Here is a 26,009-nt window from a genome sequence, read left to right as displayed (position 1 = left end):
AAGGGAGGACTACCATGAAGAACCTTTTGAAATCCGGCACCATCGCCGCTCTGGGCGTCGCAGCCTGCGCCACGGTCGCGTCGGCCCAGGACGACCAGCTGAAGATCGGCATGACGTTCCAGGAGATGAACAATCCCTACTTCGTCAGCATGCGCGAAGCGCTGATGGAAGCGGCTGACGGGATCAATGCCGAGGTCGTGGTGACCGATGCCGGCCATGACGTCGCCAAGCAGATCTCCGACGTCGAGGACATGCTCCAGCAGGACATCGACATCCTCCTGCTCAACCCGACGGACAGCGCCGGCATCGAATCCGCCGTGCGCATGGCCAAGGATGCCGGCGTCATCGTCGTCGCCGTGGACGCCAATGCCAACGGCCCGGTCGACACCTTCGTCGGCTCGAAGAACCGCGACGCGGGCTACCTGTCCTGCCAGTACCTCGCCGAGGCGATGGGCGGCGAAGGCGAGGTCGCGATCCTCGACGGCATTCCGGTGGTTCCGATCCTCGAGCGCGTCGAAGGCTGCAAGGAAGCGCTGGACGAAGCCCCCGGCATCACCCTCGTTGACACGCAGAACGGTCGTCAGGACCGCTCCGTCGCGCTCGGCGTCGTCGAGAACATGATGCAGGCGCATCCCGATCTCGGCGGCATCTTCTCGGTGAACGACGGCGGTGCCATGGGTGCTCTCGCCGCGATCCAGGGCGCCGGCCGGGACATCAAGCTGACCTCCGTTGACGGCGCTCCCGAAGCGGTCGACGCGATCGCCCGCGGCACGCCCTTCATCGAGACGACTGCCCAGTTCCCGCGCGACCAGATCCGCGTCGGCCTCGGCATGGCGCTGGCCCAGTACTGGGGTGCGCAGGTCGTTCCGGCCGAGGTGCCGATCGACGTCCGCGTCGTCGATGCCGAGAATGCCGAAGACTTCGCTTGGTAAGATCCGGGTCTGAACGCCTGCCGCGTCCGGGAGCCTCCGGGCGCGGCGTCATTGGGAGGGAACGACATGCTTGAGATGAAGGGCATCCGGAAGGCCTTCGGTCCGGTCAAGGTCCTCCACGGAGTGGACCTCGAAGTCCGCGCCGGGGAAGTCCATGCGCTCCTTGGCGAGAACGGCGCAGGCAAGTCCACGATGATGAAGATCCTCTGCGGGATCGTCCATGCCGATGAGGGCACCATCGTCATCGATGGCAACGAACGGTCCTTCGAGCATTACGACGAGGCCATCCAGGCCGGCGTCGGCATCGTGTTCCAGGAATTCAGCCTGATCCCCTACCTGACGGCGGTGGAGAACATCTTCCTCGCCCGCGAAATCAAGACGGGCGGCTTCCTCGCCCGCAAGGCCATGCGCAAACGCGCCCGCGAGGTTCTCGACAAGCTCGGCGTCGATGTCCCCCTCAACGTGCCGGTCGCCGATCTCAGCGTGGCCGAACAGCAATTCGTTGAAATCGCCAAGGCGCTGTCTCTCGACGCGCGCATACTCGTCCTCGACGAGCCGACGGCGACGTTGACCCCGAGCGAGACGGAACACCTGTTCAAGGTGATGCGGGATCTGCGCTCACAGGGCGTCGCCATCGTCTTCATCTCCCACCACCTCGAGGAGATCTACGAGATCGGGGATCGCATCACGGTCCTGCGCGACGGCGAGTATGTCGGCACGCGGGACGTCGGTTCGATCAGCACCGACGAGCTGGTCGAAATGATGGTCGGTCGCCGGATCGAGAACAATTTCCCGCCCAAGCCCCCCGCCGCCCCGAACGCTGAGGTGGTCATCGACGCGGCCCAGATACAGCTGCGCAAGAACGGCCCCGTCAGCACGTTCCAGCTGCGCAGGGGCGAAATACTCGGCTTCGCCGGGCTCGTCGGATCGGGCCGGACCGAAACGGCCCTGTCGATCCTCGGCGCCTACCCCGCCGCGAGCGTGAAGGTGGAGATCAACGGAACGCCCGGCGCGCCGGCAAACCCGAGCGAGGCGCTGGCCCGCGGCATCGGCCTCCTGCCCGAAAGCCGGAAGGACCAGGGGCTCATCACGTCGTTCTCGATCATGCAGAACGTCTCGATCAACAATTACGGCAAGTACCGGACGCTGAAGTTCTTCCTCGACCTCTCGGAGGAGCGGAAGCACACCACGAAGGTGATTAAGGACGTGCAGGTGAAGGCACCGGGTCCGGACGTCCCCGTCGACACGCTGTCGGGCGGGAACCAGCAGAAGGTCGTCATCGCCCGCTGGCTGAACCACCACACGCCGATCCTGATCTTCGACGAACCGACCCGCGGGATCGATGTCGGTGCCAAGTCCGAGATTTACCACCTGATGCGACAGCTCACCGAGGAGGGTTACTCGATCATCATGATCTCCTCCGAACTGCCCGAGGTGATGGGCCTGTCGGACCGCGTCTGCGTATTCCGCAGCGGAGCCATCGTCGCGACCATCGAGGGCGACGAGATCACCTCCGAAGACATCATGAAACATGCAACCACGGGGAAGCTCAGATATGTCGCATGACGCCGATACTCAAAGGTCGTCCTCGCCGGTTCACAGGGTTCTGGCGAGCATCAAGCATTCGCCGCTCCTGCTGCCGCTCGTCGGTCTGATCGTCGTCTCGATCGCCATGGCCTTCGCGAGCGACAACTTCTTCAGCGTCGACAACATCGTCAACGTGCTTCGGCAGCAATCCATCATCGGCATCCTCGCCATCGGCATGACCTTCGTCATCCTGACGGGCGGCATCGATCTGTCCGTCGGCGCGGTGATGGCGCTGTGTGGCACGCTCGGTGCCGGGGTCATGGTGAACATGGGGATGCCGGGCTGGCTCGGCCTCCTGGCGATGATCGTCGTCGGCATCCTCTTCGGCCTCTTCAACGGGATCCTCGTGGCCTGGGGCAAGATGCCGGCGATCATTGTGACGCTGGCCACCATGCTGATCGCGCGCGGCCTCGGTCTCGTCTATTCGGGCGGCTACCCGATCAGCGGGCTGCCCGGCTGGGTCTCCTGGTTCGGCATCGGCAGAATCGGCGGCATTCCCACCCCGATCATCATCATGGTGGTGCTCTACGCCCTCGCATGGGTTCTCCTCCAGCGGACCGCCTTCGGCCGGCATGTCTATTCCATCGGTGGCAACGAGACCGCGGCGAACCTCTCCGGCGTGAACACCAAGCGCATCAAGCTCTTCGTGTTCATGATCTCCGGCTTCACCTCGGCGATGGCCGCCATCGTGCTGACCGGGCGGCTCATGAGCGGACAGCCGGGCGCCGGCGTTGCCTTCGAGCTCGACGCGATCGCCATGGTCGTCCTCGGCGGCACGGCGATCGCCGGTGGACGGGGCCTGATCCTCGGCACGCTGATCGGCGCGATCCTCCTCGGCATCATCAACAACGGCCTGAACCTGATCGGGATCAACCCCTACCTGCAGGACGTGATCAAGGGCCTCATCATCCTCCTGGCCATCTATATCGGCCGGGAATGGCGCTGAGGAGCGGCCGGGGCGCGCGTTAAAGCCCCGGCCTCCCCCGGCCTCGCCGATCCCGGCACATTGCATCACGTGAAGGCGGGCCGCGGCCGGCCGGACCATTCTTCGAGGGCATCATGGATTTCACTGGCAAGACCGTCATCATCACCGGCGCCGGCAAGGGCATCGGCCGCGCAACCGCCGAGCTTCTGGCCGAGCGGGGCGCGGAGATCATCGCCCTCAGCCGAACGCAGTCGGACCTCGACAGCCTGCGCGAGAAGATCGGCGGGCAGAGCTACGCGGTGGACCTCTCCACGGCCGCCGGCGCCCGCGCCGCCATGGCGGAGGTCGGGCCTGCCGATTTCCTGGTAAACTGCGCCGGAACGAACGTCCTCGAAAGCGTCCTCGACATGACGGAAGAGGGCTACGACGCGGTGATGAACATCAACCTGCGGACCGCCCTCATCTGCGCGCAGGAATTCGCGCGGAGGCGGATCGAGGCGGGCGGCGGCGGCGCCATCGTCAACGTCACGTCCATCGCCGGGCATCGCGGCTTCCAGGATCACCTGTGCTACGCGGCCTCGAAGGCGGGCCTCGAAGGCGCGACGCGGGTCATGGCCCGGGAGCTCGGGCCCCACGGCATCCGCGCCGTCGCCATCGCTCCCACCGTCACCATGACGGAGCTTGCCAAGGGCTCCTGGAGCGACCCGGCGAAGCGCGACCCGATGATGGTGCGCCACCCCGTCGGGCGGTTCGCCGAGGCAGAGGACGTCGCCCGCGCGATCGCCCTTCTGCTGTCGGACGATGCGGTCATGGTCACGGGCAGCGTCCTGTCCGTCGATGGCGGCTTCCTCGCGATCTGACGGCACGCTGCCCGGAACACAGGCTTACGGGCGCCAGGGACCAACCGGCGCCGCGACCAAGGAGACTAAAATGGCTGAATCACTGAACGGGAAGGTCGCTGCCGTCACCGGCGCCGCCTCCGGCATCGGGCTTTCGATGACGAAGGACCTGCTCGCCGCCGGCGCGACGGTCGTCATGGTCGACCGCGACGAGGCTGGACTGACGAAGCTTGCGGGCGAGCTCGGCGACAAGGCGATCGTGCAGGTGAGCGATCTTCTGAACGCCGAAAGCTGCAACGCGATGGTGCCGGAGATCCTCGAGAAGGCCGGGCATATCGATATCCTGCTCTGCAATGCCGGCAGCTATATCGGTGGCGACCTCGTCGACACGACGCCCGAGGCCATCGACCGGATGGTCGGACTGAACGTCAACGCGGTGATCAAGAACGTCCACGCCGTCGCCCCGCACATGAGCGAGCGCGGCATCGGGGACATCATCGTCACCTGTTCCATCGCCGGCCACAGCGCGATCCATGTCGAGCCGGTCTATTCGGCCTCGAAATGGGCCATCACCAGCTTCGTCCAGACCATGCGCCGGCAATTGATGGAGAAGGGCGTACGCGTGGGACAGGTCTCCCCCGGACCCGTCATCTCGGCGCTGTTGTCCGACTGGGAGCCGGAGCGGCTTCAGAGAATGAAGGATGCGGGCGCCCTGATGGAGACGCAGGAAGTGTCCGATGCGGTGATGTTCATGCTCACCCGGCCGCGGAATGTCACGATCCGGGACATGATCGTCCTGCCGTCGAACTTCGACATCTAAGCCTATAACTTCGAACGATTAAGTCCGATCACGCGCGTCACGAGAGCGTCGTGATCGGACAGTGGCCGGCCGTCTGGGTCCAGCGAGGAACGGATCTCCGTCTCGCCCATCCGCAGACCGCGGGTCAGGATCCAGTCGAGTTTCTGGGACCGCTCCGGCCAGCGCGTGATCAGGCTCGGGCGCGTCGTCGGCTGGTCCTCCGGCCCGCCATGGATCTCGAAGCCCGCGTTCAAGGCGGCATCGAACAGACCTTCGGCGCGCCAGTTCCCCTCGTTGTGGTTCCCGGTGTTCAGGTCGCCGCCGATGAGGCACGGCACCTCCGGAAACTCCGCATCGATCACTTCGAGGAGTCCGCGGACCTGCCGCTCCCTGTGCTCCGGCCCGCAGGCGCTTTCGAGATGGGTGGAGACGGCGAGGATCGGCCCCTCCTGCGTCGCGACGCGCGCTCCGACGGCGATGCGCTCCCCGAGGCGGGGCTGCTCGGCGTCCCGGAACCACTGGCGCTCCCCGGAAAGGCGAAGGGCGAAGGGCGCCTCGAGGGCGGTCTTCGCCATCAGCCCGTTGCCGTGGAAGCCGAGCGCGTTGAAATCGTCGGTACAGAAGTCCCGCTCGACGGGGGAGCCGAGGCCGAGCTCGAGGAACTCCACGGCGTAGGCGTAGTCCATGCCGAGCGCCGCGGCGACGTCCCGCGTGGTATTGCGCTGGCCGGTGCGGGCCATGCCGTGATCCATCTCGGACACCAGCAGCAGGCTGCGATCGCTCATCTTCGCGGCGGACGGCCCGGGAAAGAGGCACCGTTCGAGGTTCCAGGCGCCGACCGTGATCGGAAACGGCAGGGCCGCGGCACCTGCACTCCCGCCGACCTCGACGAGGTTCATCGGCGCCACGCCGGCCATGTGCGCGTCATGCGTGGCCACATCCCGCGGCAGATCCCTGAGCGCAAGGTCGGCGGGGGTCGGAGCCGGAAGCTCCCGGACGGTCTCGCGGATCACACCGCGCCCTCCAGGACCGGCGCGCGGGACGCCTCGATGCGCCTGCCCGACATGGTATCGAAGAGGTGCAGGCGGGCGGGATCGACGGCAACGAGGACCTTGCCGGGCAACTGACGCTCCGAGGTGTCGATGACCGCGAGAGGCTGGCCGCCGACGACCCCGTGCACGATCCGCTGCGCGCCCAACTCCTCGACATGCTCGACGACGAAGGGCAGCCCCTGGTCCGAGATGCGCAGATCCTCGGCCCGGAGGCCAAGCGTCACCGGCCCTTCGGCGCAGTCCGCGCGTCCCAGCCTGTGTCCTTCCAGGACGATCCCGCCGCCTTCGATCCGGGCGTCGAGAAGGCTCATCGCCGGGGCGCCGATGAAGGAGGCGACGAAGGTGGAGGCCGGAGAGCGGTAGATCTCGAGTGGCGCGCCGATCTGCTCGACCCGGCCGCCGTTCAGGACGACGAGCCGATCCGCGAGCGTCATCGCCTCGAGCTGGTCGTGGGTGACGTAGAGCGAGGTCGTGGCAAGCCGCTTCTGCAACTTGCGGATCTCCATCCGCATCGACACGCGGAGCTTGGCATCGAGGTTCGAGAGCGGCTCATCGAAGAGGAACGCGGCCGGCTGCCGCACGATGGCCCGGCCCATGGCGACACGCTGCCGCTGGCCGCCGGACAGCGCGCGGGGCTTGCGGTCGAGGTAGGGCCCGAGCTCCAGCATCCGGGCCGCCTCGGCGACGCGCTCCTCGATCACCTGCCGGCTCTCGCCGCGGTTCTTCAGCCCGTAGGCCATGTTGTCCCGCACGGTCATGTGCGGGTAGAGCGCGTAGTTCTGGAACACCATCGCGATGTCCCGCTCGGCGGGATCGAGCTTGTTCACGAGGCGGTCGCCGATGCGCACTTCGCCGTCCGTGATCGTCTCCAGCCCCGCGACCATGCGCAGAAGCGTGGACTTGCCGCAGCCCGACGGGCCGACGAGGACGATGAACTCGCCGTCCTCGATTTCGATGTCGATGCCGCTGACGGCGGGCTGGGTGCTGCCGGCATAGGTCTTGCCCACGCCCCGGAGGGAGAGATGTGCCATCACTTGTCGCTTTCCGTGAGACCCTTGATGAACATGCGCTGGAAGATCACCACCACCGCAACGGGGGGGATCATCGCCAGCACCGCAAGGGCGAATGCTTCGTTGTAGTCGGGGATCTGGGAGCCGATCCACACCTGCAGGATGGACTTGATGCCCCGCATGAGCGTGTAGAAGGTCTCGTCCGTCGTCATCAGCAGCGGCCAGAGATACTGGTTCCAGCCGTAGATGAACATGATGATGAAGATCGCCGCCATCATCGTGCGCGAGAGTGGCACGAGGATGTCGATGAAGAACTTGAAGGGCCCTGCCCCGTCTATCCGCGCGGCCTCCAGCAGCTCGTCCGGCACCGATCGGAAGAACTGCCGGAAGAAGAACGTGCCCGTGGCGGAGGCCAGAAGCGGCACGATCAGACCGGTATAGGTGTTCAGAAGACCGAGCGTGGACATAACCTGGTAGGACGGCATGATCCGGACTTCGAGCGGCAGCAGGAGCGTGGTGAAGATCATCCAGAACAGGATCGTGGCGAACCGGAAGCGAAAGTAGACGAGCGCATAGGCCGCCATCATCGACAGGACGATCTTCCCGACCGCGAAGCCGATGCCCATGATCATCGAGTTCATCAGCATCCTGAGGCCGGTCACGTCCCCGGTGAAGCCGCCCTTGTGGGTCAGCACCTTGCGATAGGTCTCGCCGCCATGGCTGCCGGGGGTGAGGTAGAGGCCGTTGGAGTGGATGTCCGTGGGCGTATGGGTCGAGGACATGAGGGCCATCACGACGGGCGCGATCAGGAACAGGACGCCCGCAATGAGGATCAGGTGGTCGAGGGGTTTGATCTTCTGCATCATGTCACCCGTAATGCACGCGGCGTTCGAGGAAGCGGAACTGCATGACCGTCAGCGCCGCGACGACGATCATGAGGATCACCGACTGGGCGGAGGAGCCGCCGATATCGTTGCCCTTGAAGCCGTCGAGATAGACTTTGTAGACGAGCGTGATCGGGTTGTTGGCCGGCTTGTCCTTCACCACCACGTCGAAGATCGGGAAGGTGTCGAAGAGGCTGTAGGTGATGTTGATCACCAGCAGGAAGAACGCCGTCGGCGCAAGGAGCGGCAGCGTCACGTCTTTGAAGCGCCGCCAGCCCGACCGCGCGTCGATGAGCGCGGCCTCGCGAACCGAAGTTGGAACGGATTGCAGCCCCGACAGGAAGAAGATGAAGTTGTAGGGGATCTGTTTCCAGACCGAGATGGTGACGACCGCAAAGGCGGTGTCCCAGTAGTCGATTCCGACGCGCAGATCGTGGCCGAAGAGCGCCGCGAGGTCCTTCAGCGGGCCCATGTGCATGTCGAAGAACATCATCCCGATGAGCCCCGCCACCGGCGGCGCGATGGCGTAGACGGAGATGAGAAGCGTCTTGTAGGCAGGTGCGCCGCGGATCACCTTGTCCGCCTTCACCGCGAGCAGAAGCCCGATCCCGAGCGAGAGCGCCGTGACGATGGCGCAGAAGAAGGCGGTGAAGGTCGCGGTGGAGAGGTACTGGCTGGAGGCGAGCGCATCGACGTAATTCTCGCCGCCGACGAACGTCGCCCCGAAGCCGAACGGGTCCTCGATGTAGAACGACGATGTCACCGCCTGCACGGAGGGCCAGTAGAAGAAGATCACGACGATGGCGAGCTGCGGCACGAGGAACAGCCATGGCGTCAGCGGCCGGTCGAACTGCACCCGCTTGACGGGGTGCGGGGTCTCGGCGCTGTACCATGCCCGCAGGCGGGACAGGATCGCGCCCCGTCGCGCGCTGCCGGTGTGGTAGGTTTCGGCCATGGGGCCCGGTACTCCATAGGGATGGCGGCCCGGGGGCCCGGGGTCATGTCCCCGGCCGCGGGCCGCCCTTGGAACGATGCGGGGATCCGGCCCGCGATGGGGGGCCGGATCCCTTGAGGTTCGGATCGGACGAGTGGATCAGCCGGCGGTCTTGGCGAAGCGCGCCAGGAGCTGGTTGCCTTCCTCTTCGATCGTCTCGAACGCGTCCTGCACGTCGACCTCACCCGAGAAGATGCGGTTGAATTCGCGCTCCATCACGGTGCGGATCTGCGGGTAGAAGCCCATGCGGTAGCCGCCGGTCCACTCGCCGCCTTCGAGCATCAACTGCTGGATGCCGACCTCGGCCACGGGCTGCTCGTCGTAGTAGCCCTCGTCCTTGGCCATCTCGTAGGCGGCCTCGGTGATCGGAACGTAGCCGGTGTTCTTGTGGTAGTAGACCTGCGTTTCCGGGGAGGTCAGGAAGGAGAAGAACTGCGCCGAGCAAGCGTTCTCCTCGTCGGACTTGCCGGACATCGCGAAGAGCGCGGCGCCGCCGATGAAGCTCTGCGTGCCGGCGCCCTCGATGGCGTCCCAGTAGGGCATGAAGTCGGCGGAGAAGTCGAAATCGGTGGATTGCTGCAGGCCGCCGAAGGAGCCCGAGGAGCCGATCCAGATCGCCGCCTGGCCATCTTCGAAGGGCTTGAGGTTGTCGCCCCAGCCGGCGCCGTAGAAACCGAAGAGCTCGGCGTCGGCCCACTCCTTCAGCTTCTCGAACATCATCACCTGGTTCTCGTCGGTGACGAGGATCTCCGTGCCGTCGACGCTGTCATAACCGTTGTTGTTGGTGGCGAACTGCTGGTTGTTCCGGGACTTGAAGTTCTCGACCATCATCCACGTGAGCTGGGACGCGGTCATCGGCAGGTAACCGGCCTCCTTCAGGGCGGGGGCGATTTCCTCGAACTCTTCCCAAGTCTTCGGCGGCTCGACGCCGGCTTCCTCGAAGGCCTCTTCGTTGTAGTACATGATCGGCGCCGAGGAGTTGAACGGCATGCCGATGAACTTGCCGTCGCTGTCGGCGTAGAAGTTGCGCACGCCGGCGATGAAGGCTTCGCGGTCGAACTCCTCACCGGCGTTCAGGATCAGGTCCTCGGCGGGGATCGTCGCGCCCTCGGCGGCGATGATGGTCGCGGCGCCGGCATCGAAGACCTGCAGGATGTTGGGCTGTTCGCCCGAGCGGAAGGCGGCGATGCCGGAGGACAGCGCCTCTTCGTAGGTGCCGCGGGACACCGGCGTCAGGTGGCAGGCGTCCTGGGCGTCGTTGAACTGCTGGGAGATCTCGTTGATCACCTCGCCGTTGCGGCCGCCCATGCCGTGCCACCAGCTGATCTCGGTCTGCGCCATCACGGAGGTGGCCGTCAGGCTGAGGGCGATCGTCGCCGTTGCGGTCTTCATCATGTCGCTTGTCCCTGTAGCGATTCCAAATGTGCCGCCGGGCTAGGCCTCATCCGTAACGCCGAGGTCACGCTTCCGTGACGGTTCCATGAAGATCGCTTTCGGGGAGATGTGTCGTGGCGGCAGTTGCAGACCGGACGCTCCGGACGCCGCGCGAACCTGCGGATTGCGCGGCGTCCGGGATGCACTGCTCAGGCTGCCAGTGCAGGCGCGGCCCCTTCCTGCACGGACCGGGCGAGCGCATGCCATGCTGCCCGGCAGGCCTCCTCCGCCCCGTCCGGGCGGGGCGCCGGAGCGATTTCGGCAAGGCTCGAGAGCGCGCCCCGCCACACCTCCGTCCCGGCGCCCCGCACGGCATGCGCGCCGGACCCGGCGTGATCGGCGAGCCCGTCCGCCGCGCCGACGAGGAGCACCCTGCCCGCGGCCATAGCTTCGAGCGCCACGAGGCCGTAGGGCTCCCAGCGCGAGGGCATCGCGATGACGTCGCACTCCGCCATCGCCGCGGCGGGATCGGCGGCGAAGCCATGGAAGGAGATGCGCGCGTCCCCCTCCGCCAGGGCCTCGAGCGCCGCACGCTCCGCGCCGTCTCCGATCAGCCGCAGCCTGAGCGCCGGATCATCCACGGCCCGGAAGGCCCTGATCAGAAGGTCGAATCCCTTCTGCGGATCGAACCGCCCCACCGCCCCGATGACGCGCCTCTGCCGCGGTGCCGGGAGCGCACGGAACGGCGCGAGGTCCACGCAAGGCGGGATCACGCTCAGCGCGGCGGGTCTGACCAGCTTGCGCAGCCGGAGCCACTCTCCCTGCCCCCGGCTGACCGCGACCACCCTGTCGAAGAGCGCATAGGCGGTGCGCAGGAGAGTATGGAAGCGGCGCCGCGCGGTGACGTTTGAGGCGACGAACCCGGCCGAGTAGCTGTGCTCGACATGGATGAGAGGCGTGTTCGGATGCGCCCCCCGGAGTGCCATCAATCCCGGCAGGCCACGCCACGTCACCGCGAGGTGGGAGACGATGATGTCCGCCGCCTCCCCCCCGGCGCTCGGTCTGGTGCGGGAGACGGGACGGACGATGTGCTCGAGGCCGGAGGCGGGGCTCGATGCGAGGAAGTCCAGGTAGCGCGTGACGCCGCCGGGGTTCGTGTCGTCGACGAGGTGGAGGATACGGGTCATGGGACAGGTCCTTTCAGGAGGCGGTGCTGCGAATTGCGCCGGGACGGAGCGGAAGGGAGCCGGTGAGGGACATCAGCGAAGCGGCGGCAAGCGTGGTCAGGGTCTTGGCCGGCTCCTCGGCGAGTGGCCGGAGGGACGTGCGCAGAGATTGGGCGCAGAGGGCCGCCGCCCGCCTGCCCTGCCCCGCGCTCACGGCCCGCCGCGCGAGGTAGCGCAGCTGATAGGCGCGTGCGGCCGGCAGGTGCCGCGCCATGAACTCGGGCGCGACGGGGACCAGTCCCGCCATGGCCCGCTCCCAGGAGGCGTATTGCGCGTCGATCCCGGCCGAAAGACCGCCGCCCGCGATGCGGTAGCGGGTCAGAAGGCCCGGAATGCCCTCGATCTCCCAATCCGTCGTGAGCCCGAGGCGAAGCCAGCACTCGATGTCCTCGGACTGGCGCAGGGTCTCGTCGAACCACCAGTCCCGATGCCTCTCGAGCCGGGGCCGCCAGGCGATGGCATCGAGGGCGCTTCGCCGCAGGACCGCCGCGGAGCCGTTGCCGACCGGATTGCGCTTGAGGATATGCGCCGCCGTCACGTCGCGGAGCCGGGGCCGCTGCGCGAGGCCGAGGGAGCAGCCGGCCTCGTCGATCATCTCGGAGCCCGAATAGCTCAGACCGACCTCCGGGGCATCGTCCAGATGCGCGACATGAGCGGCAAGCTTGCCCGGACGCCAGAGATCGTCCGCGTCGCAGAAGCCGACATAGGCGCCGCGGGCATGGTGGATGCCGGTGTTCCGCGCCCCGGCAAGGCCGCGATTGGGTTGTTGCACGAGGCGGACACGGGTGTCTCCGGTGGAGCGGGCGATGCTCGCGGTGCGATCGGTAGAGCCGTCGTCGACGACGAGGATCTCGACGTCACCGAAGGTCTGGGCGCGGAGCGAGGCGAGCGTCGCCGGAAGGGTGGCGGCGACGTTGTAGGCGGGAACGACGATGGTGGCGCGGGGCATGGGAGTGATCCTTTCAGGACGCGAAGAGACGGCGACGAAGGGGGCGTGGCAGAAGCGGGGCTGCGAGCGCGCCGGCGATGGTCAGCGCGCCGCGGCGGGGGCTCGAGAAGAAGCCGGCAGGGCTCCGCATCAGGCCGGCAAGCGCGAAGCGAAGGGCTTCCACGCCAGGCGCGTCGACCCTGAGCGCGCGGCGGGCGAGGTACCGCAGGTTCACCGCCTCGTGCCGCGGCTCGGCATCAAAGCCATAGCTGCGGGCGCTGGCGATGGCGGCTTGCCGGCCGGCCTGCATCTTGCACAGATCGGCTGAGAGTCCCGTCCGGCTCGTGCGGTAATGCACCAGCGTCTGCTGCAGCCCGATGGTCCGGTGGCCCTCGCCGACGAGGCGGACCAGCCATTCGAGATCCTCGTTGTGCACGAGGGTCTCGTCGAACCCCCCGGTCGAGGCGAAGACGCAGGCCCGGACCGCGAGGTTCGACATGGTCCCGACCGGGTTCTCCCCCAGAAGCTGCGGCACCCGCAGCGGGCCCGTCGGAACGGTGGACAGGGTGCGGATCTCTCCGTGATCGAAGAAGCCGTAGCGTGCATAGACGGCGGCGAGCGCGTGGTCGTCGAAGGCCTGCGCAAGGCGGGCGAGCTTGTCCGGCGTCCACAGATCGTCCGCATCGCAGAAGGCGAGGATCGGCGCGTTCGCGAGCCGCGCGGCCGTGTTGCGCGCGACGGCGGGGCCGCGCCCCTCTCCCTCGATCAGCCGGAAGCGCGGCTCTGCGTGGCGGGCAGCATCGATCAGGAGCCGCGTCGCATCGGTGGAGCCGTCATCGACCAGGAGCGCCTCCCAGTCCCCGAACGTCTGGGCGACGAGGCTGTCCAGCGTTTCGGGAAGGGTGTCCTCGGCGTTGAAGCAGGGCACGATTATGGTGAAACGGGGCATCAGGCAAACCTCGGTTGAGCGGGAAGGAAGGCGCGAAGAAGGACGGGGGCCGCGCCGCCGATCTGGGCGACGGCCGAGACCGCGAGATACCCCAGCGCAATGGCGACAAGGCCGTGCGGCGCGAGAAGAACGGTGTTGGCGATGAGCGCGGCGGTCATGCCCAGCGTCAGGGCGAACTCGACCTCCGGCCGGTCCGCGGCCCTCAGCCACCCCGCGGCGGACGCCCAGACGATGGCCGGGATCGCGGCGAGGCAGAGGATGCGCACGATGGGCGCAAGGCCGGTCCAGTCGTCCCCAAAGAGAATGGGCACATAGACCGGAACGAGAAGCGCCTGTACGAGCACGACCGGCACGAGAATGCAGAGGCTGAGGGTCAGCGCTTGCCTGAGCGCGGCAATGCGGTCGGACGCGGTGCACAGATGCGGGAACAGGACGGTCGCGAAGGCCTGCGAGAAGGATGTTGCGAGGCCGAGCCCGGCATTGAAGGCGAGAAAGTAGATGCCCAGTGCCTCGGCGCCCATGAGCGCCGCGATCACCAGTTTGTCCGCCTGCAGCCGAAGCGCCTTCACGACCTCCGTGCCGAGAACGGACGCGCCGTAGCGCACGAAGGGGCCGAGGGGGGCGGGCGTTGCCGGGACCGGCGTCCAGGGCTGCAATCTGCGCATTGCGACAAGCCAGATCGGCGCGGCCAGAAGGCGCGGCAGGACGAGCGCGAGCGGCCCCGCGATCAGCACGGCGAGAAGAGCCGTCAGCGCGTTCGCTCCGACGACCTGCCCCGCGGCGATGGAGGCGGTCTGGCGCATCTTGCCCGCCCGCATCGCCAGGGCGCAGTTCACGAGGCCGGCCGGCATGAAGAGGTATTCCCCGGCGAGGATCGCGATGAGGACGAAGAGCATCGCATCGCCGCTCGCCGCCCAGAGGCCGAGGCCGAGCGCGATCTGCAGCGCGAAGAGACCGAGGCACCACGCCCAGAAGATCCGCCGCGCGGTGCGGCAGATGCCGGGAAGGTCCTGCTCGGAGGCCGCGATGATGCGCTGACCGGCGCCGTTCTCCGTCAGGGCCTTCAGGATATCGGATCCCGCCAGCGCAGCCGCCGCGACGCCGATCGCGGTCGCATCCATGGTCCGCGCGACGGCGACCACCACGAGGATGCGGGAGGCCTTGGCCGCAACTTCTGAAAGACAGTAGGCCATCAGGTTTCTGGCGAACGGGCCGGGTCTGAATGATAGGGGCATCGGGGCCTCCGTTGGCGGGCCGGGAGCGGCTGTGGCCAAGGTCTAGCCGTCCGCGGACCCTTTCGTCCCGCTCCCCTCCGGCGAGGCCCGGCGCCCGGTCGGGCAGCCACCTATCCGTTCGGGTGGGGCCGCGATCCGGGCGCGGAGATGCAGGGCGCCGGCGCCGCGCGGTAGACCATGGGGCGTCCCCGATCGCTCAATGAAAGCCAGTCCCATGACCTTCCCCACGCTCACCCGCGCCGCCGGCGCCCTCTCCCTCCTCCTCGCGGCCGGGTGCGGCACCCCGCACCAGCCCGCCAACCTCGAGCCCGCCACCCGCGGCGGCGCCTACCAGGCGCAGTACCGCCTGCCCGAAGGGCGCGGAGATGCGGGCGCCCTCCTGCGCTCCGCCGCGATGAACGTCGAGCGCTGCGCGGACGGAGCCGGCCCGATCGCGGATGACACATACGCGTCCGTCAGCAAGCTTTCGGGCGACATCCCGCGCGGCCTCGGCGGTGAGCTTCTGTCCCGCGGGGATCTCGTCGACCTGCGCGTGCCGCAGGACGAGACCTTCACCGGGACGTTCGTCGTGTCCCGCGACGGCACACTGAAGCTGCCGTTCATCGCTCCGGTGCCGGCGCAGGGCCGGACCACGGATCAGGTCGCCTCGGACATCAGGGGAGCCCTCGTCGGCGGAGGGTTCTATGCCGCCACCCCGGCCGTTTCCCTTCTGGTCGCCGACTTCGCCCCCGCCCATGTCGCCGTCGCGGGCGCCGTGTTCGAGCCGCAGCCGGTGCAGATCGGTGGCGTTTCCGGCGACCGGATCGACAGCCTTCGGCAAGCCGCGCTCGGCGCCTCCACCGAGGCGCGCAACCTCTCGGCGGCGATCCGCAATGCCGGCGGCGTGCGCCCGGATGCGGATCTCGCCCGCGTGCGTCTCACCCGCGGCGGCACCAACTACGTGCTCGACCTGCGGGGCATGATCGCCGGCAGCGCGGCGGACGACGTGATGCTGCTGACCGGAGACCAGATCCACGTTCCCTCCCGCCACTGCTTCCAGGACGATCTCATGCGTCCGAGCCCGATCAGCCCGCCGGGCATTTCCCTTTACCTGTCGAACCTCACGCAGCCCGCCACCGGCAACGCCATTTCCGCCATCGGCCAGACCGTGCGCGAAGTGCCCTACGGGACGCGCTTCATGCAGGCGGTGGTGGATGCCAACTGTGTCGGCGGCGCCCGGGCGACCAGCGCCAACCGCTCCGCCGCGCTGTTCTCCCGAAACCCCGTCACCGGCGTCTCCGTCGTGATCGAGCGCAGTATCGAAGACATGCGCGCCCGCGCCGACCGCGACGATTACGACCCCTACCTGCTGCCCGGCGACAGCATCGCCTGCTACGACAGCGGCATGACGAACCTCGCCGAAGTCGGCCGCGTCGTCGGAACCGTCACGGCGGGACTGCTCGTGCCGGGCCTCTGAGGCATCGGGGCGAAGACGATCGGGGTGGAGGCGACAGGCCCGGAGCGATGCGGATCGCTCCGGGCCTTTTCTGTTCGGCGCGGCTGTCCGAAGCTTGCGTCGGACACCTCGGAGACCTCTGCGCGCCGTCGTCCCTCGTCCGGCCGGACCGGGGAAACAGGCGGCGACACAAGTACATCCTCCCCGCGGGCAGGACATCGCCGCATGCGAGACCTTGGGCAGCTTGGACCTTCCCGATGTCCACACCGGGGGCGAGCCGGGACGATCACGCGCCTCCCCCGTGCCGGGAAGCCCGCCGGACGCGCGGGCCCGGCGGGTGCCGTCCTTATCCGCGCGGCGTCCACCACTCGATGGGGTCCTGCCGGCGGCATCCCCTGCCGCGGGTCCGTCTTTCACGATCAGGGAGCGGCGTTCTCCAGTTCGGCGACGAGACCGGGCCGGGTCCTCGTCCAGAGATCGGCGAGCGCCGCGATCTCACCGTCCGGGCGCGTCCCCTGTTTCGCTTCGGTCTCGATCCGGGCGAGGGTCTCCCGCAGGTCGCCGAGCCCGAAGACCGCGCAGGATCCGGCCTGCCGGTGCGCCTGTGCCGCTAGGGCACCCATGTCGTCCTCGTCCGGAAAGACAGCGACGGCGGCGTCCATCTCGCCGATGAACTTCGCCACGAGCCGTCGCAGCACCTCCGGGTCCGTGCCGTCCTTCAGCGCCGCCAAGCTGGCCGGGGCGGGCGCAGTCTCCGGGGACGCATCGCCGAGAAGCGCCATGATCCGCGAGAGGGCGGCGCGGTCGATGGGCTTGGAGATCGAATGCTCCATCCCGGCCTCCCTGAACCGGGCGACCTCCTCCGGCAGCGCATGGGCCGTCACCGCCACGATCGGCGTCCGGGCACAGGGGCCGCCCCCGGAGCGGATGCGGCGTGCCGCCTCCTGCCCGTCCATCACGGGCATGGAAATATCCATCAGGATCACGTCGAAGCGCCGACGCTCCGCCCACTCGACGCCGGCCTGACCGTTCACCGCCTCCGTCACCTCATGCCCGTCCGACTGAAGCATCTCGCGGGCGACGAACCGGTTGATCTCGTTATCCTCCACCAGGAGGATCGAGAGCGGCCGCCCGCCCGGATCGGGCGCATCCGCGGCAATCGGCGTGCCGGAGGCGGCCTGATCGGCGGCGACCATCGGCAAGCGCACCCAGAAGAGGCTCCCCTCCCCGGGCTCGCTCTCCGCGCCGATCCGGCCCCCCATGATATCCACGAGACGCCGCGCGATGCCGAGACCGAGACCGGTTCCACCGGCCTGCCGCGCATAGGAGGAATCCACCGTCTCGAAATCCTGGAAGATCCGGCCCAGATCCTCCGGCGAGATACCGATCCCGCTGTCGATCACGCGGATCTCCAGAAGATCTGCGCCCAGCGCTTCGGCCTCGATCTCCACCGACCCGCCGCGGGTGAACTTCAGCGCATTGCCGACGAGGTTCAGAAGAACCTGCCGCAGCCGCCGCGCATCCCCCTTCAGCGGGCCCACGGGGGCCCCGGCCCAACTCCAGCCGAGCGTGTTGCCGTTCGCCGCGGCGAGGCTCGCGGTCGTCTCCACCACACCGTCGAGGAGGCGTGCGGGATCGAAGACGCGGGTCTCGGCGGTAAGTTTGCCCGCCTCGTATTTCGAGAGATCGAGCACATCGTTGATCAGGCCCAGAAGATGGTTCCCGGTGCCATGCATCGTGTCCACGAGACCGGCCTGCCGCGAGCTCAGATCGGTGTCCCGCATGAGCTGGATCGATCCGAGGAGGCCGTTCAGGGGCGTGCGCATCTCGTGGCTCATCACCGCAAGGAACTCCGCCTTCGCCTTCTCCCCGGCCAGGGCCTTGTCCCGGGCCTCGGTGAGCCCCTCCTCGGCCAGCTTGCGGCGGGAGATGTCCCGGATGAAGGACACGTAGACGGGACCGTCAGGCCCCTTGGCCCGGTCCACCGAAAGCTCGACGGGGAAGGCCCTGCCCTCCTTCGAGCGCCCCATCAGCTCGAACTGGCGCTCCGCCGGGTCCGGGCGGCGGCCGGAGTCCAGAAACTGCAGCGCGCCCTCGCGGGCCCTCTCCGGATCCTCGTCGGGGAACAGCAGGGACAGGGCGTCCGCGCCCCGCGCCTCCGCTTCCGAATAGCCGAAGATGGCGCGCGCGGCGCGGTTCGATTCGAGGATCCGTCCCTCGTCATCCGTCACCAGGATCGCATCGAGGGAGGTCTCCACGATGGTGCGCATCCGGGTCCCGGTCAGCTCGATCTGCCGCGCCCGGGACGCACTCAGGCGATTGAGGCGCAGGAGCCAGAACGCCAGGAGCGCGAGGCCCGCGAAGAGGACGAGGAGAAGAGCGGCCATGCGCGAAAGCGTCTCCATCACCTGCTCGCGCCGCGTCTCGGCCATGTCGACGAAGGTGGCGAGACCGGAGAGCGTCAGCGTGCGGACGTCCTCGGCCCGGTCTGCCGCCGCCGCGGCCAGTGCGGGCGTCGCCGCGCGCAGGGCGTCGTCACCGGCGTCGATGGCGGGGATGCTGCCCTCGAGGAACGCCCGAACCTCCTCCAGCGCTCCTTCGAACGCGGCATCTGCCCGCAGCTCCGAATAGACCTCGCCCATGGAGAAGGTCGCGATGCGGCTGTAGAAGACGTCGAACCGCCGTCGCACGGCATCGAGCGCGCCCGGGTCCCTCTGCGCCTCCGACAGCGCGAGGCGAAGCCGCAGGTATTCCACGTCGAGCTGCGTGAGGCTCCACTCCACGTCGTCGGAACTGGCCGTGGCCAGATCGTCTATTTCCCGCAGCGCACTCGTCACGATCCAGAGCACGAGCGCCGCGACGAGGGCGATGGCCCCTGCCGCGGCGAGCGCTCCGCCGATCCGTCGCGGGATCGTTCCGGTCCCCAGTGATGCCACCTTGCGTTCCTTCCCGGATGAAGCCCGGAGGTTAAGGGAGCACGTCGATCCGATCCAGTTGCCAGATGCTGCGGGAGTAGATCGCCTCGGTCCGGTAGTCCGGCGAGGCGTCGTAGGGGTAGACGATCCAGAGCGGCCCCTTGTCCCGCACGGACATCGGCTCCCCATTGTTGAGATAGGCCACGATGGCGCCGCCCTCGACCACGTCCCCGGCGGGGATCTCGACGGCATAATCGTTGATCGCCGTGGCCATCAGCGTCTCGCCCTCGCCGCCGAGCTCGTCCAGCAGGCGGGCGAGCGACACGCCGGTGAAGGTCTGCGGACCCTCCGTCCAGATCGTTTCTGTCTCGATGGTCACGGGCTCCAGACCTTCGAGCATGGCCCGGTCGAAGAGCGCGGCCCCCTCGTCGTTGGTTCGGGCGATGGCGCCGGTCACGGTCAGGAGGGTCTCGCCCGTGGGCGCCGGAAGCTCCTGCGCCGAACCGGGTCCGGCGCAGAGGGCGAAGGCGGCAAGAGCGCTTGCGCGGAGGAGCTGTATCATCGTCGTCTCACCTTGGTCGATTGAGGTCGGCCCCTGATGTGCCACGGGCGCCGGTCGTCGGGGAGGGGAGCATCGGCAGAGCCCCCCCTATCCGAACGGGTAGGACGGGCCCCGCCCGGCCTTCAGGCGGCCTGCACGCCCGGAGCGGACAGGCGGCGCATGAGGGAGGCGCGGATCCGCCCGGCCAGCTCGGGTCGCTCCATCGCAAAGGCAAGACAGGCCTCGACATATCCCGCGACGGAGCCGCAATCGAAGCGCTCGCCCTCGAACCGGTATCCCGCCACGGGAACCTCTCCCGCATCGGCATTGATCGCATCGGTCAGCTGGATCTCGCCGCCGGCGCCCGGCGGGATCTCGGCGAGCCGCGCGAAGACCGAAGGGGCGAGAACGTAGCGGCCGACCACGGCGAGGCGGGAGGGCGCGGCGATGGTCTGGGGCTTCTCGACGAGGCCTCGCGCGGTGGCCAGCCGGCCGGACACCTTCTCGACGTCGAGAATACCGTAGGAGCTGACTTCCTCGGGCCGGACTTCCATAGTCGCAAGGACGTGACCGCCATGCCCGGCATGGGCCTCCACCATCTGCGCGAGGCACCCCTTCGGCGCCCGGATCACGTCATCGGGCAGGAGGACGGCGAAGGGACGGCTCCCGACGACGTCCCTCGCGAGGGACACGGCGTGACCGAGGCCGAGCGGCGCCGGCTGGTGGACGACGCTGAGGGCCCCCTCGGGAAGCCGCGTCCGCGCCAGCGTTTGAAGCAGCCCGGTCTTTCCGCCGGCCTCCAGCTTGCGCTCCAGCTCGGGCGCCTCGGAGAAGTGCCGCTCCAGGGCAGCCTTGCCGGGCGCGCTGACGAAGACGAACTCCTCGATGCCGGCGTCGCGGGCCTCCTCCACGGCGTACTCGATCAGCGGGCGGTCGAGGAGCGGCAGCATCTCCTTCGGGACGGCCTTGGTGGCGGGCAGGAACCGGGTGCCGAGTCCGGCGACGGGAAAAACGGCGATCTTGACGTGGGACATCGGAAACTCTCCTTCGAGGTGGGATCAATAGGCGCCGCGGCCGCCGAAGACGGCTCGGAAGGTGCATGAAATCAGCAAAAGGTCTAAGATCAGGCTGCGGGAGCGGGCATAGGCGAGGTCCATGTCGATCATCTTGTCGAAACCGACCTCGGCACGGCCCGAGACCTGCCACACTCCGGTCAGCCCGGGCTTCACCGCGAGCCGCCCCAGTGCGTGGCCGGGATAGGCCGCGACCTCCTGCGGCAGGGCGGGACGCGGGCCGACGACGGACATCTCTCCGCGCAGGATATTCAGGATCTGCGGCAACTCGTCGATCGAGAACCGGCGGAGGATCCGGCCCACCCGCGTGACCCTGGGATCGGTGCGGGACTTGAAGCAGACGCCCTCCCGGTCCGACTGCGCCAGGAGGGCGTCCCGCCGCGCCTCGGCATCCACATGCATCGAGCGGAACTTCAGCATGGTGAAGGGAACGCCGTCCTTGCCGACGCGGGTCTGCCGGAAGAAGACCGGACCGCGGCTGTCGAGGCGAAGGGCGACGGCGACGAGTCCGAAGAGCGGCGCGAGCGCGATCAGTCCGCCCCCTGCAAGCGCGATGTCGAGCATGCGGCGAAGGGGAGCGACGCCGTCCCCCTGCCCCGTTGCATGGCGCAGGGCGCGCACGAGGAACGCGGCATTGCCCCAGAGGTAGCGGCCGGCCATGCGCCGCGGCTCCATCGCGAGGCGCCAGATCCATTCGCAGCGCAGGCGCCGAACGGGCTCCGGTGCACGGCGTACGCGACCCGAGAGGAAGTCGAAGAGCGCACCGACGCCAAGGGACAGGCGCGGCCTGAGACGCTCCGCGTTCCGGGCAAGCCACAGATCCTGTAGGGGCACCCCGAGCGCGACGAGGAGAATATCCGCCCCCGAGGTATTGATCGCCGCACGCGTGGCGGTCTCGTCCTCAAGGCCCTCGTAGCCGTCCCTCGTTCCGGCGATGCGAAGGCCGGGAATGCGCAGCGCGAGCCGGTCCGCGGCGGCCGAAGCCACCCCCGGGCGCCCCCCGAGAAGGAAGACGGACAAGCCGCGGCGGGCGGCCTCATGCAGGAGGGCGGGGACGAAATCGGTCCCGTTGAGGTTCTCCGTCACCCGCTGCCGGCTCATCCGCGCGCCGATCTCGATCCCGATCCCGTCCGGCAGGACCGCGTCGGCCGTGACCAACGCATCGGCATAGTCGGCATTCCGCGCAGCGACATTAGCGCAATGGGCATTGAGGAAGGCGACGCGTGATCGGCGGCCCGGCTCCAGGAGGTGCTCGATCATCGCCGCCGATGACGAGGAGGCGATGTCGATTCCGAACAGACGCACGGGCGACGGGCGTTCCGGCGCGGGCTGCGAGCCGAAACGGGCGTCATGGGCGGGAAAGAAGGTGGTGGGCGAAGGGGCGAAGGTCATGGCGAGGGATCCGGGTTGAGGGCTGTTGACCCCCCGATGCTGCGTGACCGCCCCCCGTCCGGCAACGCGGCGAAGGGAGAGGCCTGACGCGCGGATGCCCCGCCGTCCATTCCCTTAGGACGGCGGGCCCCTCCTTCGGGCGCGGACCCTTCGCATCGGGGCGCACCCCTATCCAACCGGATAGAAGGACTCGCCCCCTTCGCCCTGTTTTCGTCATCTTTTTCGTGCTTTGTACGTGCATCGCGTTCATACTCGCACGCGGATAGGTAGAAGACCGATCGGGAGACCTCGCCATGACCCAAGACGCGCTCACCTCCGCCCGTCCTGCCGGCGTCTCCTCCCAAGAACGCCGCCCCGGCAGAGGGAGCGACATGCGCATTCTCATAGCGGACGACCACGAGCTCCTGCGGGACATGCTCGTGCTCTACTTCGAGGGCGAGGCCGGCTTCGAGGTCGAAACCGCCGCGGACCGGGCCAGCGCCGAGGCGCGCATGGCCGAGACCCCGTACGACCTCGTCCTCCTTGATTATTCCATGCCGGGGATGGACGGGATCGCCTCTCTGGACGAGATCCTCGCCCGTCCGGATGCGCCGCGCGTCGCGATCATTTCCGGCACCGCGAGCCCGGAGATCGCCGAGCAGGCGCTGGCCTCCGGCGCGGCGGGCTTTCTGCCCAAGACCCTCTCCGCCCGGTCCCTCGTCAATGCCGTGCGCTTCATGGCGATGGGGGAGCAATACGCCCCGCTCGACTTCCTGCGCGGCGGCGACGAAGGCCCGGCCCATCCCCTAACGGAGAAGCTGTCCCAGCGCGAGATCCAGGTCCTCGAAGGGCTGACGAAGGGCAAGTCCAACAAGGAGATTGCCCGCGATCTCGACATCCGCGAGCCGACCGTGAAGCTCCACATGAAGACGCTCTACCGCAAGATCGGCGCGTCGAACCGGACCCAGGCGGCGATGATCGCCAAGGATGCCGGCCTCTTCTGAGCTATCCCTCCGGATAGGGGCCGATCCGGCCGGGACACGGGGCTATCCCCACCGGCACGCGCAGGCAGCAACGGGGGGCGATAGTGTGGCGGCGAGGAGATCTCGCCCATGACACGCACCATCTTTCGCTCATCCATCCGATCCGCCGTGCCGCCCGTTCCGGCGCTCGTGCGGACGCCGATCCGTCAACTCTCGCCGGTACGCCTGCTGAAGGGAGGCCGGGTTTCCGATCTCGGCCGCCTGCCCCGCTATGCCGGCGTCTTCGCGCTGGGCGCGGTCTGCATCTGGACGCCCATCGCGAGCTACCTGAAGACGGCGCCCGTTCGTTACACCTCCTCGCTGTCGCTGATCCTGCCCGGCTCGGGCGCGTCGGCTTCGGTCAATCTCGACAGCATCGGGCAGGCCTCGTCCTTCGCGAGCTCCCCGTTCGCCAGCAATTCGGTCAGCCCGACCGAGACCTACAAGCGCCTGATCGCCGCGGACCGCATCCGCCGCAGCGCCGCCGACAGCCTGGGCCTCTCCGTTCAGGACTTCGGCAGCCCGCGCGTCGATCTCGTCGACCAGACCAGTCTGATCCATGTCTCAGTCACCGGCGCGTCGCCCGAAGACTCGCAGGCGCGGGGCGACGCGCTGCTTCAGGCGTTCTTCCGCGAGGTGGAGACGCTGCGGACGGACGAGCTGACCCAGCGTGAGACCAGCGGCAGCGCCGCCATCGAGGAATACCGCCAGTCGGTTCTGAGCACGCGGGCGGAAATCTCCGAGCTGCAGAAGGAAACCGGCCTCATCTCCGCGACGCAATACGACGCGCTCGTTGCCGATGCGGACGCTCTTGGCGGAACGATCCGGGATCTTCGGGCACGGCGGGACGAAGCCGCGGAGGCCGTCCGCACCCTCGAGGCCTCGCTCGGCGTCGATGCGAGCCTCGCCGCTGCCGCGCTCCGGCTCCACGCCGATACCGAGTTCGTCGCGCTGACCGCCGAGATGGCGGACCATGCCGCGGCGCTCGCGGAGGCAGGCGGACAGCTCGGCGCCAATCATCCCACGATCCGCGCCGCGACGAGCGCCCGCGCGGCAGCGGCGGAAGGCGCGCGGGCCCGCGCCCGCCTCCTGACCGGCCTTCCGGATGACCAGATCGACCGCCTCGACCTCAGCCATGTCGGCAGCCGCGCCGATCTTCTCAGCCGGCTCGTCACCCGTGAGGCGGAGCGTGCCGGTCTCGAGGCGGAACTCGCGACGCAGACCGAGCGCCTGGAGGCCTCCGAGGCGCGCAAGATGGACCTGATCGAGGCGGCCGCACGTCTCGAGGATCTTCAGCGCGACTTCACCGTCGCGGGGGCCGTCTTCGCTTCGGCCATGGCACGGACCCAGACCTCGAAGACCGACCTCTACGCCTCCTACCCGCTCGTGCAGGTCCTGGAGAACCCGTCCCTGCCGGAGGTGCCCTCCTCCCCGAAGGACAAGCTGGCGCTGGCCGCGGGCGTCGCCGCGACCCTGTTCCTCCTGATGGGTCTTCTTCTCGGCTGGATCCGCCGGCCGCTGATCGGCAGGCTTCTCGCGGACAAGCCCGAAACCGCGGCCGGCACCCCTCCGAGCGAAACGGCGGCTCCCCCCGCGCCCCACGCGGTGCCGGCGGAATGATCGCCCCGGCCAACCCCGCCGAGGCGATGGTCTACCGCGCCATCTGTGCCACCTGGCTCTTCTACGCCTTTGGCGCGCTCTACGTCGTGGGGCCGGTCCTCGCCTGGCTGCTCGGGGGTCTCGCGGTGCTGTCGCTCTATCTCGGCCCGGCGATCCGGCGGGACCTGAGGGCGACGGGAGGGATCCCGCCCCTCGTCTGGGCGTGGATCCTCGGCATGGCGGTGATGCTGGTCGCGCTCTGGATCGGGCACATCGACTGGGGGCTCGGCCTGAAGAAGACCATCAAGTCCTCCATCGGCTGGGCCAAGGGCTGGGCGCTGCTCGCACTTTTCCCGCTGGCGGGGGCGATCCTGCCCATCCGGCGGGAGGTTCTCGTCCGGGCGCAGTGCCGCCTCGGGCTCTGGACGCTGATCCTCACGCCGATCCTGTTCGCCGCGCCCTATATCGGCCTGCCGGAGCGCATCTTCACCTCTCCGCTCAAGGCGATCGGCGGGCCGGGGCCGGAATACTTCTCAGTCTACTTCTTCACATGGGATCCATCGAGCTGGACGCCGCGATGGCAGTTCTACGCCCCCTGGTCCCCCTTCGCGGCCCTTCTCGGCGTGCTCCAGGTCTGCTTCGCACTGGAGGAGCGAAACATCAGATGGCGCGCGATCGGCGTGACGGCGGGCGTGGTGATGATCCTGCTCACCAAGTCCCGGATGGGCCTTGTCGGCCTCGTCGCCTGCACCGCCGGGCCGCGACTGATGCCGCTCGTCCTCAAGGGCTGGGCGTGGGGTGCGCTGGCCGCGCTCACCGCCTCCCTCGCGATGACCGGGGCGATGCTGGCGCAGGCGGCGATGGACGGGGTCGCCGCGTTCAAGGGGGCGCGCGCCGACAGCACCCGCGTGCGCGCCACGCTCCAGCGCATCGCCGGCGAGCGGTGGGAGAACGAGGCCTACTGGTTCGGCCACGGCACCGTGCATCCGGGCGCCCATATCGTGGAATACATGCCCATCGGCAGCCACCACACGTGGTGGGGCCTGCTCTTCGTGAAGGGGATGGTCGGTCTACTCGCCCTTCTCGTGCCACTCGCATGGCAAACCTGTCTCGCGCTCGTCGATGCCGCCCGCTCCCCCGAGGGGCGCCTGCCGCTCAGCATCGTCATGACGATCATCCTGCTGTCCTTCGGGGAGAACCTCGAGATCGAGGCCTACATGCTCTGGCCGGGCCTTCTGGTTCTCGGCTCGCATGCCGCCCGTCACCGATGAGGCGGGGACGAAACCGCGCCCGACGCCCCCGGGAAGGCTTGACAGGAC

22 protein-coding genes are annotated in these 26,009 nt (G+C 68.3%); 9 read left to right on the top strand and 13 right to left on the bottom strand.

Annotation, left to right across the window (positions count from 1 at the left end; genetic code table 11):
- Positions 1-14: 14 nt before the first annotated feature.
- The 5 genes from RM543_RS09880 to RM543_RS09860 all read left to right on the top strand — a co-directional run bounded on the left by RM543_RS09880 (position 15) and on the right by RM543_RS09860 (position 5,103).
- Complete coding sequence (locus RM543_RS09880; RefSeq protein WP_311691054.1) at positions 15-932, top strand: ABC transporter substrate-binding protein; 918 nt, start codon at positions 15-17, stop codon at positions 930-932.
- Between the two features lie 66 nt (positions 933-998).
- Positions 999-2,498, top strand: coding sequence for a sugar ABC transporter ATP-binding protein (locus RM543_RS09875; RefSeq protein WP_311691053.1), 1,500 nt, complete (start codon positions 999-1,001; stop codon positions 2,496-2,498).
- Positions 2,488-3,465, top strand: coding sequence for an ABC transporter permease (locus tag RM543_RS09870; RefSeq protein ID WP_311691052.1), 978 nt, complete (start codon positions 2,488-2,490; stop codon positions 3,463-3,465). Before RM543_RS09875 ends, RM543_RS09870 begins: the two co-directional genes overlap by 11 nt.
- 113 nt (positions 3,466-3,578) lie before the next feature.
- Entirely contained in the window at positions 3,579-4,304 is a 726-nt protein-coding gene (locus RM543_RS09865; RefSeq protein ID WP_311691051.1) for an SDR family oxidoreductase, read from the top strand.
- Positions 4,305-4,374: 70 nt separating this feature from the next.
- The gene (locus tag RM543_RS09860) at positions 4,375-5,103 is read left to right on the top strand and encodes an SDR family oxidoreductase (RefSeq protein ID WP_311691050.1); all 729 of its coding nucleotides are present in this window, start codon (positions 4,375-4,377) and stop codon (positions 5,101-5,103) included.
- A gap of 2 nt (positions 5,104-5,105) precedes the next feature.
- Here the strand turns inward: RM543_RS09860 and RM543_RS09855 are convergent, their stop codons facing one another.
- The 9 genes from RM543_RS09855 to RM543_RS09815 form a co-directional block, all read right to left on the bottom strand.
- Positions 5,106-6,095, bottom strand: coding sequence for an endonuclease/exonuclease/phosphatase family protein (locus RM543_RS09855; protein WP_311691049.1), 990 nt, complete (start codon positions 6,093-6,095; stop codon positions 5,106-5,108).
- Positions 6,092-7,165 carry a sn-glycerol-3-phosphate ABC transporter ATP-binding protein UgpC gene (ugpC, locus tag RM543_RS09850; protein ID WP_311691048.1) on the bottom strand — a complete coding sequence of 358 codons (1,074 nt, stop codon included), beginning with the start codon at positions 7,163-7,165 and terminating at the stop codon, positions 6,092-6,094. Before ugpC ends, RM543_RS09855 begins: the two co-directional genes overlap by 4 nt.
- Positions 7,165-8,007: a sn-glycerol-3-phosphate ABC transporter permease UgpE gene (gene ugpE, locus RM543_RS09845; RefSeq protein ID WP_311691370.1), complete on the bottom strand. Its 843-nt coding sequence runs from the start codon at positions 8,005-8,007 to the stop codon at positions 7,165-7,167. The genes ugpC and ugpE overlap by 1 nt, the downstream gene beginning before the upstream one ends.
- Positions 8,008-8,011: 4 nt before the next feature.
- Entirely contained in the window at positions 8,012-8,983 is a 972-nt protein-coding gene (locus RM543_RS09840) for an ABC transporter permease subunit (protein ID WP_311691047.1), read from the bottom strand.
- Positions 8,984-9,121: 138 nt separating this feature from the next.
- On the bottom strand, positions 9,122-10,417 hold the full coding sequence (locus RM543_RS09835; RefSeq protein ID WP_311691046.1) for an extracellular solute-binding protein: 1,296 nt from the start codon (positions 10,415-10,417) through the stop codon (positions 9,122-9,124).
- Positions 10,418-10,605: 188 nt separating this feature from the next.
- Positions 10,606-11,583 carry a glycosyltransferase family 4 protein gene (locus tag RM543_RS09830; protein WP_311691044.1) on the bottom strand — a complete coding sequence of 326 codons (978 nt, stop codon included), beginning with the start codon at positions 11,581-11,583 and terminating at the stop codon, positions 10,606-10,608.
- A 13-nt stretch (positions 11,584-11,596) separates the two neighbouring features.
- Positions 11,597-12,571: a glycosyltransferase family 2 protein gene (locus tag RM543_RS09825; RefSeq protein ID WP_311691042.1), complete on the bottom strand. Its 975-nt coding sequence runs from the start codon at positions 12,569-12,571 to the stop codon at positions 11,597-11,599.
- A gap of 13 nt (positions 12,572-12,584) precedes the next feature.
- Positions 12,585-13,499: a glycosyltransferase family 2 protein gene (locus RM543_RS09820; RefSeq protein ID WP_311691040.1), complete on the bottom strand. Its 915-nt coding sequence runs from the start codon at positions 13,497-13,499 to the stop codon at positions 12,585-12,587.
- Positions 13,499-14,734, bottom strand: a complete 1,236-nt coding sequence (locus tag RM543_RS09815; protein WP_311691038.1) for an oligosaccharide flippase family protein — start codon at positions 14,732-14,734, stop codon at positions 13,499-13,501. Before RM543_RS09815 ends, RM543_RS09820 begins: the two co-directional genes overlap by 1 nt.
- Positions 14,735-14,948: 214 nt before the next feature.
- Between RM543_RS09815 and RM543_RS09810 the strand changes: the two genes are divergently transcribed.
- Entirely contained in the window at positions 14,949-16,190 is a 1,242-nt protein-coding gene (locus tag RM543_RS09810; protein WP_311691036.1) for a polysaccharide biosynthesis/export family protein, read from the top strand.
- Positions 16,191-16,588: 398 nt separating this feature from the next.
- On the opposite strand, the gene RM543_RS09805 is transcribed toward RM543_RS09810, so the two are convergent.
- The 4 genes from RM543_RS09805 to RM543_RS09790 form a co-directional block, all read right to left on the bottom strand.
- Positions 16,589-19,105 carry a hybrid sensor histidine kinase/response regulator gene (locus RM543_RS09805; protein WP_311691034.1) on the bottom strand — a complete coding sequence of 839 codons (2,517 nt, stop codon included), beginning with the start codon at positions 19,103-19,105 and terminating at the stop codon, positions 16,589-16,591.
- A gap of 31 nt (positions 19,106-19,136) precedes the next feature.
- Positions 19,137-19,646 (bottom strand): putative pterin-binding protein, encoded by a 510-nt coding sequence (locus RM543_RS09800; protein WP_311691032.1) that lies wholly within the window; start codon positions 19,644-19,646, stop codon positions 19,137-19,139.
- Between the two features lie 122 nt (positions 19,647-19,768).
- A complete protein-coding gene (locus RM543_RS09795) occupies positions 19,769-20,659 on the bottom strand; it encodes a UTP--glucose-1-phosphate uridylyltransferase (RefSeq protein WP_311691030.1) in 891 nt (296 codons plus the stop codon).
- A 24-nt stretch (positions 20,660-20,683) separates the two neighbouring features.
- Positions 20,684-22,090 (bottom strand): WecB/TagA/CpsF family glycosyltransferase, encoded by a 1,407-nt coding sequence (locus tag RM543_RS09790; RefSeq protein WP_311691028.1) that lies wholly within the window; start codon positions 22,088-22,090, stop codon positions 20,684-20,686.
- A 371-nt stretch (positions 22,091-22,461) separates the two neighbouring features.
- On the opposite strand from RM543_RS09790, the gene RM543_RS09785 reads away from it, so the two are divergent.
- The 3 genes from RM543_RS09785 (at position 22,462) to RM543_RS09775 (ending at position 25,961) form a co-directional block, all read left to right on the top strand.
- A complete protein-coding gene (locus RM543_RS09785; RefSeq protein ID WP_311691026.1) occupies positions 22,462-23,073 on the top strand; it encodes a response regulator in 612 nt (203 codons plus the stop codon).
- A gap of 108 nt (positions 23,074-23,181) precedes the next feature.
- Positions 23,182-24,711 carry a GumC domain-containing protein gene (locus RM543_RS09780; RefSeq protein WP_311691024.1) on the top strand — a complete coding sequence of 510 codons (1,530 nt, stop codon included), beginning with the start codon at positions 23,182-23,184 and terminating at the stop codon, positions 24,709-24,711.
- Positions 24,708-25,961 (top strand): O-antigen ligase domain-containing protein, encoded by a 1,254-nt coding sequence (locus RM543_RS09775; RefSeq protein WP_311691022.1) that lies wholly within the window; start codon positions 24,708-24,710, stop codon positions 25,959-25,961. The genes RM543_RS09780 and RM543_RS09775 overlap by 4 nt, the downstream gene beginning before the upstream one ends.
- Positions 25,962-26,009: the final 48 nt, after the last annotated feature.

This window comes from Tropicimonas omnivorans, assembly GCF_031846565.1.
Classification (GTDB): Bacteria; Pseudomonadota; Alphaproteobacteria; order Rhodobacterales; family Rhodobacteraceae; genus Tropicimonas_B; species Tropicimonas_B omnivorans.
This window is presented reverse-complemented; position numbering and strand designations above follow the sequence as displayed.